Raw genomic sequence first — 14,320 nt, 5'->3', positions numbered from 1 at the left:
TTTTACCCAGATTTTAATGATAATTAATGAAATCATTGAAGTTTTTATTTTGAGTTACTAAATGACAAATATGATTTTTTTAATTCGTGTAAATCTGTTCAATCCGTTAAATCGGTGTGCTATTCATTCTTATTTATATTCAATTTTATCAATTCAAAGAAAACTCAAACCAAATAGGAATATGATCGGATATTATTCTGGCCTCTTTTAGTGTGTTGAAGTTTTTGTAAAATGGAATAACCCCCGAATTTAGGGTAGTGATTTTCGAAGTTTTGAAATACATATTGTCGAATTCTGATGCGAGACATTTATCATTTTTGCATTCTTGTTTCAGCGACGTTTTTTGGTCAACCAAAATAGACTGATACCCCATTTTTTTCAAAGGATTGAAAACCGTATGTGATTGCGGACAATTGAAATCCCCTGCAAAAATTAAATTCAAAGTGGGATATTCTTCCGGTAAAAATTTGAAATATTTAATCTCGGTTTCAGGTTGTTTATTTTTGGTTATGGCATGGAAATTAGCCACAGTAAACTGTTTGTTTTCATATTCAAACGTACAGAAATAAGGTTCTCTGTCAATCTCCAAATGGTATTTTTTCTCGAGCCAGGCTCTCCCAATTTTCTTTAACTTGGCTGTTTTCCAGATAAAAGCGTAGCGTTCGGTTTTATAGGCACTACTGCTGGTTGGATCACTAATTACATAATCCCATTTGGCTTCTTTGCAATTAAGTTCATCTGCCAGTTTTGCTACTGCCTGCGCTCCGCCATAACCCGCTACCACTTCCTGAATGGCAATAATATCATAATCTCTCAGCGAATTTGCAATGTAGTTGATTGTTTCTTCAGATTTTGATTTACCAAAGTTTTCCAAATTCCAAGAAAGGAGTTTGGTTTGGGAGAAAGCAATGGAGGAAATAAGGAATAGTAAGAGAGAATAGAGAATTTTCATTTATTTTGATTAAGGAAAAATATTTTGGATAAAGCCCTTTTGATTGCATTTTATATCCCCCATTTAAAAATGGGGGCAATTCAAAATGAAGGAGATTATGGATATTGGATTGTTTTGAATTGCCTCCAGCTTTAGCTGGAAGGGAAAATATATTAAATTCAAATTGGCTTTAGCCAAAATATTATTATTCCTCCAGCTAAAGCAGGAGGGAATTTAGCAGGAGAAAATTCAGCCATCGGCATATTTATGAAATCCATATTTTATTATAAATTCATCATATTCTTCCTGAAATGTTTTTTTGCTGTGGTGTTGTTCCTGATTTTTGATGTAATTCCTCACTCTATCTAAAACAGATTCACCGATAGAAACAGCAAAATATTCATCCTGCCATTCAAATTTATCTAAAATGAGATTTTGTTTATTAATCCAAAAAGAAGATTCTCCTTTTATCAACTGCATCACCTTTTGGATTGTTTGGTCAACTCCCAATGAAATCAGGCAATGACAGTGGTCTTTGTATCCATTTATAAAATCAATATGAATTCCTTTTTCTTTTGCATTCTTTCGGATATGATTCCAAACAGTTTTTCTAATTTCCGGTGTCGTTAGAAAAGGCGCTCTGTTTTTTGTACTCCAAACAAAATGGATGTAAACTTTTATGAATGACATAGTTTGGATTTTAAAAAGTTGATTTAGAAATAGCCAAATCTAATTTTTTTGATTCTTTTTCGGAACAAATATTAGGCTAAAGCCAATTGGATAGTATTTATTAGTATTCCCCATTTGAAAATGGGGGCAATTCAAAATATTGGAACCAATCAAAAATTGAAAAACTAAATGAGGTATGAATTTTAAATATTATAATTTTAAATTGCCTCCTGCTTTAGCTGGAGGTTAAAAATAAATAGAATGTTAAATTGGCTTTAGCCAAAATAGTATTTTTTTTGTTGATATGAAAATCTTCATTATTTTATCCATAATTGGATAGTAAATCAGTATTTCTAATTTTGGATGTTTCATTTACTTAAAATTTTGAAATCAATTGGTTACAAAGGGTTTTTAGTTAGTTGAAAGCCTTTGAATGCTAATTCAAAAGATTATTACTCTATTTATACTTCATACAACCCAACCGTCTCCAACAATTCCTTTTCAAATTGATAAATGTCATCTACAGTTTGAATGACTTGTCTTACTTCAGTTTTATTATCATTAAAAAGACCAATATATTTTTTGCCTCCATTAAGATGTAGTCGGCATAATGGTTTACGGTTGTTATCGTCGAGAAGAATCCCGAAGTAGGATTGTGTGTCACGATAAACGATTCGATTTACAGGAAGTTTACGTCTTAGAATGGCAACTATAATTCGATAACCTTCCAGTTCTTCTTCGCTTGTAACCACTCGGCTTTCTTCTTCAACAGGTTCTATTTGCTCTTCTTTTTGTTTAATTGTTTCTTTATTGAGAGCAGCATTTAAACGATCATTAATTTTTTCACTGATAAATTGATTGAATGCTTTTTGGACTAATTCTTTGAATTCTTCCATAACCTTTTCGGTGAGTCTTCCTGTATAGACTTTGTTTGCAAAGAGTTTGACAAATTCATTGGAAGGATTATCCAGTTCGTCATTGATTTGCTTTTTTATCTCTTTAGTATATTTCAATGCACTTGCATTGTTTACAATATGGTCTACATTGAAACTTGATTTGTGGAATTTGGCAATTTCAACAATGATATTTTCTTTGAGATTGATTATATCAAATTCAAGAAATGGTTTTTGGTCCATTTTATTTTTCTCGTCCAAATCAGTAAAAAACTGATATTGAATCCCATTCGTTAAAAGAGCAAAACGTGTTTTAGTAACATGGAAATAGCGAAATAATTGTGAACTGTGAATCGTAAGATTTTCTTTCCAGCTTTTGCATTCAACAATCAGTATAGGTTCTCCGTTTTGAAAAATGGCATAATCTACTTTTTCTCCTTTTTTTAAACCTAAATCGGCAGTGAATTCAGGCACGACTTCCAGAGGATTGAAAGCATCGTAACCAAGCATGTTGATGAATGGTAGTACAAATGCATGTTTAGTAGATTCTTCGGTTTCAATTTTATCTTTTAGCTGATTGATTTTGTCGGCTAATGATTTGAGTTGAATAATTAGTTCCATAATATTTCGATATTAATTAGTTAGAAACAAACCTACACCCATTAAAAATCAATTCTTTACGGGTTTCCACATTCTTATCTTTTTTTGCCAAATTTTATATACCAGATAAATGATACAAAGAGCCCCAATAAATAGTATTGCCAATTGTGCTGAAAAGAATAAATTAAAATTTAAAAAAAATAAAGGTTTCATTGGTTTGGGTTTTAATTGCCTCCAAACGTACCTTCATTAAAAATAGTTTCTTTACGGGAAACCTCATTTTAGATAAAAAATAGTATTTTAAAGCTTCATTCTTGAAAAAGTTAGAGATACTAAAACAAAAAAAATTATTCCAATAAAATTTCAAATTCGTATTTTTAATTTGTGACAATTCATTACAGGACTATAGTTTTCGATTAAGATAATTTGCTTTATCTTATAGAGTCTCTATTGATGATTTCATCATCATATTTATAATTATAGGTATTGTAGTAAACTCGTTGTTGTTGTTTTTCTTTTTTTGGAGAACAAGGGGAGAGTGTGAAGAGTATGATAAGTCCTATCAGTAAAATTTTTTTCATTCGGTGTTTTAATATTGGATATTTAGTTGCAACAAGTATTTACTATTTTCATCTGAATTTTCAATACTTTTTTCATTTGCTGATTTGTCAATAGCTCCTTTTTTTTGGCTTTCTCCAATTTCATGCCTAAAGCTTCCCATTTTACTTTCATATATGGGTATTTTGATAATGAAATTGAATTTCCCTTGAGCGATTTTTTATAATGTGTTATATATTCTTTTGCATAATTTGAATAATCGTCAACTCGTTTGTAATTTATGATTGGATTCTCCTTTTTTGGCGTTTCATTTAATACAAATTCAGTATCGGTTTTTATCATGACTTGATTGTTTTTGATGAAATTGGATTTTACTTTTATTAAAACAAAATTAGACGTAATGAAAATGGCATCCTTACGGGAAACCGTAAGGCAGGAAAAAATATAAATCAAGGTTGAAACTTAATCTGGATTAATTCTTCTACATGGATTCACAGAACCAAAAGACTAATTATAATTTAATCCAGTTGCTCGCAATCCAGTCTAATAATTCTTCTCGATAAATTTGATGTTCTAAAATAGAGTGTTGTAAAAAGCTTTCTACTTTTTGGAAACTTGATTTTGTTTGAGGGACTTTATATTTTTCTAAAAACTGATTACAAAAATGGACTACTTCACATTCTTCAGTTTTATCTACATAAATGGGATTGAAAATTTCAATATACTTGGGATTATTTGTTGCATCGACTGTTTGTGAATATCCTGTAAATGCTAAGTCTTCAGTTGTAAAATTGGCCATTTTTTAAATTTTAAAGTTAAACAGGCCAAACGTAATCCTAATAAAAATTAATTCTTTACGGGAAACCGTAAAAGGGGGTAATTATTTTCAAAAAAGTTGAAAAAATATTCAGTTCGTACGATTCGGGATTACTAATTTTTTAAATTAATTAGTGACTATTAGTTGAGTGGGCTATGGAATTTTTGTTCCATTCTTTTATAGAGTACGATGGAGAAGATTATACCAATCCTAAATCTTTGGTTATGGAAATAAGATGCACATTGTTACTGGCCTTGAAATATATTTTAAGTTTATTGATTCGCTTCTCTATGCTACTGCTGCCATTAGGAATGATTCCAGATTTTTTAAATTCTAATGCTATTTCGTCTAGAATTAATCCTTTAGATAAAAATTTCAAAAGAGAAATGTCATAGGCTTCGATTTCCAAGATTGATTTGTCTCTTAATAGATGGGACAATTCAGCAGAAATGATTTTCTCATCACTGTTAAATATGTTTTGAACCGCATTTTTAAGTTGAGGAATGCTATTGCGTCCTTTAGATACGTAGGCATTGATTCCGGAATTATTAAAAAGGGATTTTATTCTAAAAGATTTATCTTCAATAGAAAATACTATTGTTTTGATATTTGGCTGTAGTTTTTTCACAGCGTCAATTAACTCCTCACCTGTAGAGAGTCTATTTTCTCGATGGTCTGGTTTAAATGATAAATCACTTATCAGTAAATCAAAAGGCTCCTCGTCATGAAGTGCTTTTTTTATTTTCAAAAAAGCATCATCACAGTATTTTGCATGGTGAATTTCTACAACAGAAAGTTCCTCGAGTGCTTGAACAACGGTCATACTGATACTGTCTAAATCTTCGGCAACTAAAACTTTATGGAACATAAGGCTATGATTATATTGGAAAAATAAAACTTACTTTGAATCCTTTATTGGATTTAGTATCAAAAGTAGTTGTTCCTTTTATAGCCTGAATACGGTTTTCCACATTCTGCAGTCCATTTTTTGATTTTTTTTCGTCAAATGCTGCTCCAACGCCGTTATCAGTGTAATCTATTTGTAATTTATTTTCATTTTTTTTGAAAGTTAGTATTACTAAACTACATTGGCTGTGCTTTTTCATGTTGACAAGTAATTCTTGCAGCACACGATAAACGGTTATTTTTTTATTATTTTCCAAAGTTGCCCAATTGATAGTATCAATTCCATTGGTCAATATATTGACTTCACTATTATTGAATCCGGACATCATGTCTTTCAAGTTAGATATAAATAAGGAGCCTGTTTCTATAGTGCTATTTTCTTTAGAAATGTTTCGTGTTCTGGAATAAATAGTGTCCAGATTGGTAAGCAATTTTTCTTTGTTTTGGCTGTTGGATAAATCTTGTGTTTCGGCAAAAGCCATGGTATGATACACATCGTTAGCCAACTCATCATGTAGTTTTTTTGCAATTCGAATCTCAGTATTGTAAGAGGTTTTTATTTTTTCTCGTTTATTTTTGGCTACAAGAAAATTGGAGATAAATATACTTATCAAAATAATAATTCCAACTGCAAAATATAAAAGTTGATTTCTATTTTTTTGTTGTTCTAATTGAAGTGCATTTTCTGCTTTTTGGGCTTTTAGTTTTAAATTTTCTTCTTTTTCTTTTTTGGAATCATATTTCATTTTAGCAAATTGATTTTTTGCCTTTTGTCTCACTTTGTTAATGCTATCATTAATGCGTAGGTGTAACACAGAGAATTTTTTTGATTCATTCCCAATGCTATTTTCTATTAATAAGGCTAATGATTTTAATCGATTATTAATATTGTTAATTCCTGTTGCTTTTTCATAGGCTAATCGTGCATAGCTATTTGATTCATTTGGTTTTCTATCTTTATAGAATTCAGAAAAATGAATATAACTCGCCATTATTCCAAAGTCATCTTTTATCTGTTTTCTTATCTTCAAGGATTGATTTAAATAGTCAAGACTTTTTGAATCGCCAATTTTAAAATAACAATAGCCTAAATTATCGAGTGCTCTTGCATTGTTCTCGGAACCGTTTGGAATCTGTTTATTTAGAGTCAAAGGTAAAAGAATTTGTATGGCACGTTGGTAATCTTCCTTATCCATATATACCACGGCAATATTGTTTTTAAGAACTACTTTTTGTAATGCATTATCTGCTTGATTATAGGCTTGATTGTAATAATAAATGGCATTATCATAATCATATAGGTTCTTATAATTAATTCCTAATAGATTATAAATGGCGCATTTATAAGCTGGATTTGTATCTTTTCGAAATAGCGGTAAGATTTCAGTCGCTGTAGTTTCACTACTTGAATAATCACCTTCATTTTGTTGAATGATGGCCATTTTTAATAATGAATAAATTATCTTTTCATTATCTGTTGAAACATCAGAAGTAGATTTTATTTTATTATAATAATAGAAAGCACTATCGTTTTTTTGGTTCTCAAAATATTTTTCAGCAAGTGAAAAATAGTGATTATATTCAGTATCATTTTTGGGTTTTGGTGTAATATTCGTTTCTTTTTTGCAGGATAAAAGTCCTATAAACAAAAGAAAGTATAAAATAAAAAATGGGGAATTTAACTTTTTAAGTTTCATTCCCCGAAAATACAGAAATTAATTAAATTTAAATACAGTTCTAATTATGATTTTGTATTATTATTGCTATTATTTTGGAGGAGGAATTGGAGTTTGACCACTTTGTCCATCAATTGAATCACTATCTGCATCAGCGGATATTTGTTGTTTGTTATTATTTGGAGTTGTTTCCACTTCGTCATTGGAGCAAGAAACCATTGCAACACATGCAATGATATAACACGATACTAGAATTATTCTTTTCATTTTTTTGGAATTAAAAATTAGACATAGGTTGGGCTGTCCGATATTGAAATCGAATCTTTGCCAGAATAGGCAAGCCATTAAAAACATGTTGTTCTTTTGCTTTTTGGGAAGTGAAGTGCGCTGAAACAGAATAGATTATTTATACTTCCCGAATAAACTTGCCATGCTGTTTAGCGACACTTTTTTAGAACTAGTTTTGTACATTTGTCTTGATTGCAATTCAAAACAGGAACTGATTCTGTAGCGAAGGAATGCTGTCTTTGTTGAATGATTTTACTGGAATTCCGATGATTCCGCTAATTCAGAAGGTTTCCATAGGATTCCGAATAATTCCGATAAATGCTTATGTGCAAAATTACTTTTGAAGAATACAAGAGTGCCGTTAGAGTAAAATATGAAGTATCGAAAATTGAAGAAGTTTCAGGTATTTTATTAAATCCTACACCTGCTCAATTACGAAATCTGTGTTTGATGAGACTTAATAATAGTTTAACAAAAACTGATTCGAATGTATTTAGAATGTTTTTTAATGTAAAGGAAGAAGAACATCTGAGGAAGGAAATTGAGAATTTTGATATTGGAAAATTCAAGCCTATAATCTCATTTTTAAAAGGAGAGAAAGATTCTGAGAATATGGCAAGGATTGAATTGGCAGCCATTCTTGTTGATTTTAATCCAAGACCTTACAATAAGTATTTACTTAATGGAAAAATTAATGAAAGAAGTAATGTGGAGGTTCCTTCATCGGCAGAAGAAAAGGAATTTGATGCGGATAATTCTAGTGAAGAAAAATGGGTTGAAAAAGTAGTAGTAATTGACAATAATGATAAGGTAAGAAAAAAGACAGCAATCATTTTTACTGTATTCTTATCCTTGTTTTTTATGGGGTATACTGTAAAGAATATAATTTTTCCCGAAAAAGATTGTATGAAGTGGGAAGGCGATCATTATGAAGCAGTGGATTGTAAAAATGAAAAACCAGAAATAGGAAATATCACATCCGTAATAGTTTTAAACGAAGATTTATTGTCTTTTAAAAAAATCGAGGTTAACACAAATACTGTTTTCTTCAAAAAAGGTAAACCTATAGTTTGGTATGGAAAATCATTCGATGGAAATTATGAATATTTCAATCAGCCCGGACTACATCCAGAAACAGAGAAAACCTTAAAGCCAATATCTCAATATATTATTAAAAAATATATACTTAAATAATAGCTGAAGCAATATACTTCGGCAACTAAAACTTTGTGAAACATAAGGCTATTATTATATTGAGAAAATAAAACTTACTTTGAATCCTTTGCTGGATTTACCATCAAAAGTAACTGTTCCTTTTATAGCATGGATACGGTTTTCCACATTCTGTAATCCATTTTTTGAATTTAATTTATCGTGTGTAGCTCCAACTCCATTATCAGTATAATCAATTTGTAATTTATTTTCGTTTTTTTTGAAAGTTATTACTACTAAACTGCATTGACTGTGCTTTTTCATGTTGACAAGCAATTCTTGAAGTACGCGATAAACGGTGATTTTTTTATTATCTTCTAAAGTCGTCCAATTGATTGTATCTATTCCATTTGTCAATATATTCACAGTACTTGTATTGAATCCAGACATCATTTCTTTTAAGGTGAATACAAAGAAAGGACCAGTTTCTATAGTGCTGTTTTCTTTAGAAATGTTTCGTGTTCTGGAATAAATGGTATCTAGATTATTAAGTAATATTTCTTTATTTTGGCTGGTGGATAAATCCTGTGTTTCAGCAAAAGCCATGGTATGATACACATCATTAGCCAACTCATCATGAAGTTTTTTTGCAATTCGAATCTCTGTAGTGTAGGAGGCTTTTATTTTTTCTCTTTTATTTTTGGCTACAAGAAAATTAGATATTAAAATACTTATCAAAATAATAATTCCAAATATAAAATATAAAAGGTGGTTTCTATTTTGTTGTTGTTCTAGTTGAAGTGCTTTTTGGGCTTTTAGTTTTATATTTTCCTCTTTTTCTTTCTTGGAATCGTATTTTATTTTAGCAAATTGATTCTTTGCTTTTTGTCTTATTTTAATGATACTATCATTAATTTGGAGATAAAGCAATGAGAATTCTTTCGATTTTTTTTCCGGACTGTTCTGGATTAATAGTTTTAGACTTTCCAAGCGAGTATCAACACTTTTTACCTTTGTTGCTTTTTTGTATGCAATCAGAGCATATTTATTAGATAAATTGGGATTTCTCGTTTTATAATATTCAGATAAATTGTAATAGCTTGAAATCATCCCCCAGTTATCTTTTATTTGCTCTCTTATTTTTAATCCTTGATTTAAATAGTAAAATGCTTTAGAACTTCCAGATTTATCATAAGTGTGTCCCAAATTATCATTTATTCGAGCAAATGTTTCGGGATTATTTAAAAGTTCTTTTTTTAGGATCAACGGCAAGAGAATTTGTATTGCTTTTTGATAATCACCTTTTTCAGTGTAAGCCATACTGATATTATTTATAATGCCAGATTTTATTTCTTCATCAGTTTTTGAATTTATCGCTTTTTTGAAATAATATATTGCATTATCATTATCAAATGTGATTAAGTAATTGTTCCCTAGCCCAATATATATGTTAGTTTCTCCATATAGATATTTATTAGAATTTTCTATAAACGGGAACGCTTCAATACTTGTAGTTTCACTTCCAGAATGATCTCCTTGATTACATTGTATTTGTGCCATCCATGCTAATGAATGAATAATTCTTGAGGTATCTTTTTTTAATTCAGCGGTAGATTTGGCTTTGTTATAAAAATAGTATGAACTATCAAATTTACCATTTTCATAATGTTTATGAGCCTGTTTTAGGAGCCGTTCAATTTCGGCTGTGTTGTGTTGTTTCAGGTAGTTTTTTTGTGCTTTTTTCTCACAAGATTGAAGTACTAAAAAGAGTATTAGTGCTAAAATATAAATCGGGAAATATCGCTTTTTGAGTATCATTTGCCGAAAGTACAGAAATTAATTACAATACAAAAGCGATCTGATTAGTATAATTTTTAATTTTAAAAGTGTTTTAACATGATTTAAACACAAAAAACCCCAATCTTTCGATTGAGGTTTCTATATAAGTAAGTAATCTAAATTGAGTTGATAAAACGTTTATTTTACTTTATTAAGTACTGCTTTGAAAGCTTCTGGGTGGTTCATAGCTAAATCTGCAAGAACTTTACGGTTCAATTCGATTCCGTTAGCTTTTACTTTACCCATGAATTGTGAATAAGACATTCCTTCCAATCTGGCTCCAGCGTTGATACGTTGAATCCATAATGCACGGAAATTTCTTTTGTTCACTTTTCTGTCACGGTAAGCGTAGCACATTGCTTTCTCTACCGCGTTCTTAGCAACTGTCCAAACGTTTTTACGTCTACCAAAGAAACCTTTGGCTTGCTTCATTATTTTTTTTCTTCTTGCTCTTTTAGCAACTGAATTTACCGATCTTGGCATAATTTTATTGTTTTTTTGTAGCAGGCGGCTTGAATTTAATCAAAAGCACTTAATGGCCATACTCCAAGGTTATTTTAAATTGTTTTAACCTAAAGAATTATTATATAATTCTTAATTGTTGTTTGATGCTTTTCATATCTGTTTTGTGAACTAGCGCAGAGTGTGTCAATGCTAATTTACGTTTTTTAGATTTTTTAGTCAAGATGTGACTTTTAAAAGCATGCTTTCTTTTAATCTTCCCAGAACCAGTAACTTTAAAACGTTTCTTGGCGCTAGATTTGGTTTTCATTTTAGGCATTTTTTCCTAGTGTTTTAATTTATTCTTACTTACTTATCTTTACCCTCCCCAACCCTCCCCTAAGGGGAGAGAGCCGAGAAGTTATATGTTTTTGTCCCTTTTACAATTTACCTTATTTGGTTTTGCTCCCCTCCTTCGGAGGGGTTGGGGGAGGATTTTACTTCTTTTTCTTAGGAGCAATGAACATAATCATTCTCTTTCCTTCAAGAACTGGCATCGCTTCCACTTTACCAAACTCTTCAAGATCTGTAGCCAATCTCAACAATAAGATTTGACCTTGATCTTTATAGATAATCGAGCGTCCTTTAAAGAAAACGAAAGCTTTCAATTTCGCTCCTTCTTTCAAGAATTTTTCAGCGTTCTTTCTCTTAAACTCATAATCATGCTCATCGGTTTGTGGACCAAAACGGATTTCTTTCACAACAACTTGTGTAGATTTCGCTTTTAAGACTTTATCACGTTTCTTTTGTTCGTAAACAAATTTCTTGTAATCCATGATTTTGCAAACCGGTGGTTCAGCATTAGGAGAAATCTCAACCAAATCCAATTCAAATTGGTCAGCTAATCTTAAAGCTTCCGAAAGTTTAAAAACTCCTGGCTCAATGTTCTCTCCTACAAGTCTTACTTCTTGTACACCACGAATAAGACTGTTTATTCTGTGTGCATCTTTTTTTTCTACGCGAGGTTGGTAACCTCTGTTGCTTCTTATTGCTATGACTTTATAATTTAAGTTAAACTGTAAATACTTTTAATGTTTTATTGATCTCTTCGTTTACAATAGCAACAAATTCTTCTATTGTAACGCTGATATTTCCTTTTCCTTCCTGTCCATGACGACGGATAGATATGGTGCCGTTTTTCTCTTCTTCCTCACCTACGATCAACATAAATGGGGTTTTTTGCATTTCGGCATCTCTAATTTTCTTCCCGATTGTCTCGTTTCTATTATCAATGAGGGCGCGAATTTCGTGATTTTCTAGCAAATCTAAAACTTTTTTCGCATATATTTCATATTTCTCGCTCAAAGACAATATTATAGCTTGTTCTGGCATTAACCAAAGCGGGAAATTTCCTGCTGTATGCTCTAATAAAATAGCAATAAATCGTTCCATTGATCCAAAAGGTGCTCTGTGAATCATCACAGGTCTATGTAATTCATTATCAGATCCTTTGTACGTTAAATCAAAACGTTCCGGCAGGTTGTAATCCACCTGAATAGTTCCTAATTGCCATTGTCTTCCCAAAGCATCTTTTACCATGAAATCCAATTTCGGACCATAGAAAGCTGCCTCGCCATATTCTACAACCGTGTCTAGGTTTTTGTCTTTTGCGGCATTGATAATCGCATTCTCCGCTTTTTCCCAGTTTTCATCGGTACCTATATACTTATCTCTATTCTCTTTATCTCTCAAAGAAATCTGAGCCGTAAAGTTTTCGAATCCTAATGAACCAAATACATATAGTACCAAGTCAATTACTTTCTTAAACTCTTCGTCTAGTTGTTCTGGAGTACAAAAAATATGGGCGTCATCCTGAGTAAACCCTCTTACACGAGTTAAACCGTGTAATTCACCACTTTGTTCGTATCTGTAAACTGTACCAAATTCAGCATAACGTTTTGGTAAATCTTTATAAGACCAAGGACGTACATTGTAGATTTCACAGTGATGAGGGCAGTTCATTGGTTTCAATAAAAACTCTTCTCCTTCTGCAGGAGTACTTATAGGTTGGAAACTATCAGCACCATATTTTGCATAATGTCCGGAAGTCACATACAATTCTTTCTGACCTATATGTGGCGTAACCACTTGCTCGTATCCACCTTTCTTCTGTGCCTTTTTTAAAAATTGCTCTAAACGATCTCTCAAAGCTGCACCTTTCGGTAACCACAATGGCAAACCTGCACCTACTTTTTGTGAAAAAGCAAACAATTCAAGTTCTTTTCCTAGTTTTCTGTGATCTCTACGTTTAGCTTCTTCCAGTAATTCCAGGTATTCGGTTAAATCTTTTTGTTTAGGAAAGGAAGTTCCGTAAACACGGGTTAACTGTTTGTTTTTTTCATCACCACGCCAGTAGGCACCTGCGACACTCATGATTTTCATTGCTTTGATGATTCCGGTATTCGGAATATGACCACCACGACACAAATCAGTAAACGTATCATGATCGCAAAACGTAATAGTTCCGTCCTCAAGATTTGTAATCAACTCTGTTTTGTAAACGTTGTCCTTATATAATTCCAAAGCTTCCGCTTTAGAAACAGGACGTAGTTTGAATTCATGCTTTCCTCTAGAAATTTCTAAAACTCTATCCTCTATTTTTTTGAAATCAGCATCTGTGATTTTCTGATCTTCAAAATCTACATCATAATAAAATCCATTTGATATTGCTGGTCCAAGAGTTAATTTTATTCCTGGGTATAATTCCTCAAGAACCTGTGCCATCACGTGTGAAGTAGAATGCCAAAAAGCTTTTTTTCCTCCTTCGTCATTCCATGTATATAATATAAGACTGCCGTCCGTCGTCAAAGGAGTTGTTGTTTCAACTGTTGTACCATCAAAAGAAGCCGAAATCACATTTCTGGCAAATCCTTCACTAATGCTTTTAGCAACATCCATAGGAGTCACCCCTGAAGCAAACTCTTTAACTGACCCGTCGGGCAAAGTAATCTTAATCATTGTTTATTATTTTAAGAATGCAAATATAGGCATTACAAAAATACATACAATATATATGTAAGGTTTGTTACTATATAGGTGTAAAAACAAAATCGGCACTCATTATATACTAGCAGGTAAAGAACGAATGTTTCTATTGGGAGCTATTTCCCGCTATTCGTTTCAATCTTTTCTCTCGTAAAAGAAACGAGAGAAAAGGATTTTTACTGCTATCGGGGCTAGGGAAGTAGTTTTGATAAGTCGCAATCCGGTCAAAATGGCGATAATCCTGAGTATTTAGTGGGATCCTATAAATAAAGAAGAGAATAATAAAGTTCTCTTATAGTATGGTGCAGGGAAGAGTATGGATTTGGAGAATCTCCAGTCATCATTGCGAATTCAAGCAAAAAACTTTGCTATTCAAGAACCAAGATACCAGCGAGTTAAAGAAAAAGACAAGAAAACGTTAAAAAAAAGTGATTAAAAAGCTTGAATAACTGAATAAAGGTGCTACTTTTGCACCCGCAATGACGCGGATGTTCTTACTTAAATA

At 31.6% G+C, this 14,320-nt stretch carries 14 protein-coding genes; 1 reads left to right on the top strand and 13 read right to left on the bottom strand.

What is annotated here, in order from left to right:
- Positions 1 to 148: 148 nt before the first annotated feature.
- From ACNO7W_RS09910 to ACNO7W_RS09875, 8 genes are all read right to left on the bottom strand, one after another.
- Positions 149 to 952, bottom strand: a complete 804-nt coding sequence (locus ACNO7W_RS09910) for an endonuclease/exonuclease/phosphatase family protein (protein WP_417938020.1) — start codon at positions 950 to 952, stop codon at positions 149 to 151.
- A 228-nt stretch (positions 953 to 1,180) separates the two neighbouring features.
- On the bottom strand, positions 1,181 to 1,621 hold the full coding sequence (gene tnpA / locus ACNO7W_RS09905; RefSeq protein ID WP_314897350.1) for an IS200/IS605 family transposase: 441 nt from the start codon (positions 1,619 to 1,621) through the stop codon (positions 1,181 to 1,183).
- 440 nt (positions 1,622 to 2,061) lie between these two features.
- Positions 2,062 to 3,114: a type I restriction endonuclease gene (locus ACNO7W_RS09900; RefSeq protein ID WP_417938019.1), complete on the bottom strand. Its 1,053-nt coding sequence runs from the start codon at positions 3,112 to 3,114 to the stop codon at positions 2,062 to 2,064.
- Positions 3,115 to 3,696: 582 nt separating this feature from the next.
- Entirely contained in the window at positions 3,697 to 3,993 is a 297-nt protein-coding gene (locus tag ACNO7W_RS09895) for a hypothetical protein (RefSeq protein ID WP_417938018.1), read from the bottom strand.
- Positions 3,994 to 4,162: 169 nt separating this feature from the next.
- Entirely contained in the window at positions 4,163 to 4,450 is a 288-nt protein-coding gene (locus ACNO7W_RS09890; protein WP_417938017.1) for a hypothetical protein, read from the bottom strand.
- 217 nt (positions 4,451 to 4,667) lie between these two features.
- Positions 4,668 to 5,336 carry a response regulator gene (locus ACNO7W_RS09885; RefSeq protein ID WP_417938016.1) on the bottom strand — a complete coding sequence of 223 codons (669 nt, stop codon included), beginning with the start codon at positions 5,334 to 5,336 and terminating at the stop codon, positions 4,668 to 4,670.
- Positions 5,337 to 5,346: 10 nt separating this feature from the next.
- Positions 5,347 to 7,071 (bottom strand): ATP-binding protein, encoded by a 1,725-nt coding sequence (locus ACNO7W_RS09880; RefSeq protein ID WP_417938015.1) that lies wholly within the window; start codon positions 7,069 to 7,071, stop codon positions 5,347 to 5,349.
- A gap of 69 nt (positions 7,072 to 7,140) precedes the next feature.
- On the bottom strand, positions 7,141 to 7,317 hold the full coding sequence (locus tag ACNO7W_RS09875; RefSeq protein ID WP_417938014.1) for a hypothetical protein: 177 nt from the start codon (positions 7,315 to 7,317) through the stop codon (positions 7,141 to 7,143).
- Positions 7,318 to 7,656: 339 nt separating this feature from the next.
- On the opposite strand from ACNO7W_RS09875, the gene ACNO7W_RS09870 reads away from it, so the two are divergent.
- A complete protein-coding gene (locus ACNO7W_RS09870; RefSeq protein WP_417938013.1) occupies positions 7,657 to 8,532 on the top strand; it encodes a hypothetical protein in 876 nt (291 codons plus the stop codon).
- A gap of 54 nt (positions 8,533 to 8,586) precedes the next feature.
- On the opposite strand, the gene ACNO7W_RS09865 is transcribed toward ACNO7W_RS09870, so the two are convergent.
- The 5 genes from ACNO7W_RS09865 to thrS form a co-directional block, all read right to left on the bottom strand.
- Positions 8,587 to 10,308: an ATP-binding protein gene (locus ACNO7W_RS09865; RefSeq protein WP_417938012.1), complete on the bottom strand. Its 1,722-nt coding sequence runs from the start codon at positions 10,306 to 10,308 to the stop codon at positions 8,587 to 8,589.
- Between the two features lie 159 nt (positions 10,309 to 10,467).
- Positions 10,468 to 10,812: a 50S ribosomal protein L20 gene (rplT, locus tag ACNO7W_RS09860; protein ID WP_035633036.1), complete on the bottom strand. Its 345-nt coding sequence runs from the start codon at positions 10,810 to 10,812 to the stop codon at positions 10,468 to 10,470.
- 100 nt (positions 10,813 to 10,912) lie between these two features.
- The gene (gene rpmI, locus ACNO7W_RS09855) at positions 10,913 to 11,110 is read right to left on the bottom strand and encodes a 50S ribosomal protein L35 (RefSeq protein ID WP_022827375.1); all 198 of its coding nucleotides are present in this window, start codon (positions 11,108 to 11,110) and stop codon (positions 10,913 to 10,915) included.
- Positions 11,111 to 11,267: 157 nt separating this feature from the next.
- Positions 11,268 to 11,825, bottom strand: a complete 558-nt coding sequence (gene infC, locus ACNO7W_RS09850) for a translation initiation factor IF-3 (RefSeq protein ID WP_416843209.1) — start codon at positions 11,823 to 11,825, stop codon at positions 11,268 to 11,270.
- Positions 11,826 to 11,841: 16 nt separating this feature from the next.
- Positions 11,842 to 13,788 (bottom strand): threonine--tRNA ligase, encoded by a 1,947-nt coding sequence (thrS, locus tag ACNO7W_RS09845; RefSeq protein ID WP_417938011.1) that lies wholly within the window; start codon positions 13,786 to 13,788, stop codon positions 11,842 to 11,844.
- Between the last annotated feature and the right edge of the window lie 532 nt (positions 13,789 to 14,320).

The sequence above is a fragment of the Flavobacterium sp. ZB4R12 genome, from assembly GCF_048276375.1.
Lineage (GTDB): Bacteria > Bacteroidota > Bacteroidia > Flavobacteriales > Flavobacteriaceae > Flavobacterium > Flavobacterium gawalongense.
Note: the sequence above shows the minus strand (reverse complement) of the source record. Positions and strands in the feature narration are given on the sequence as shown.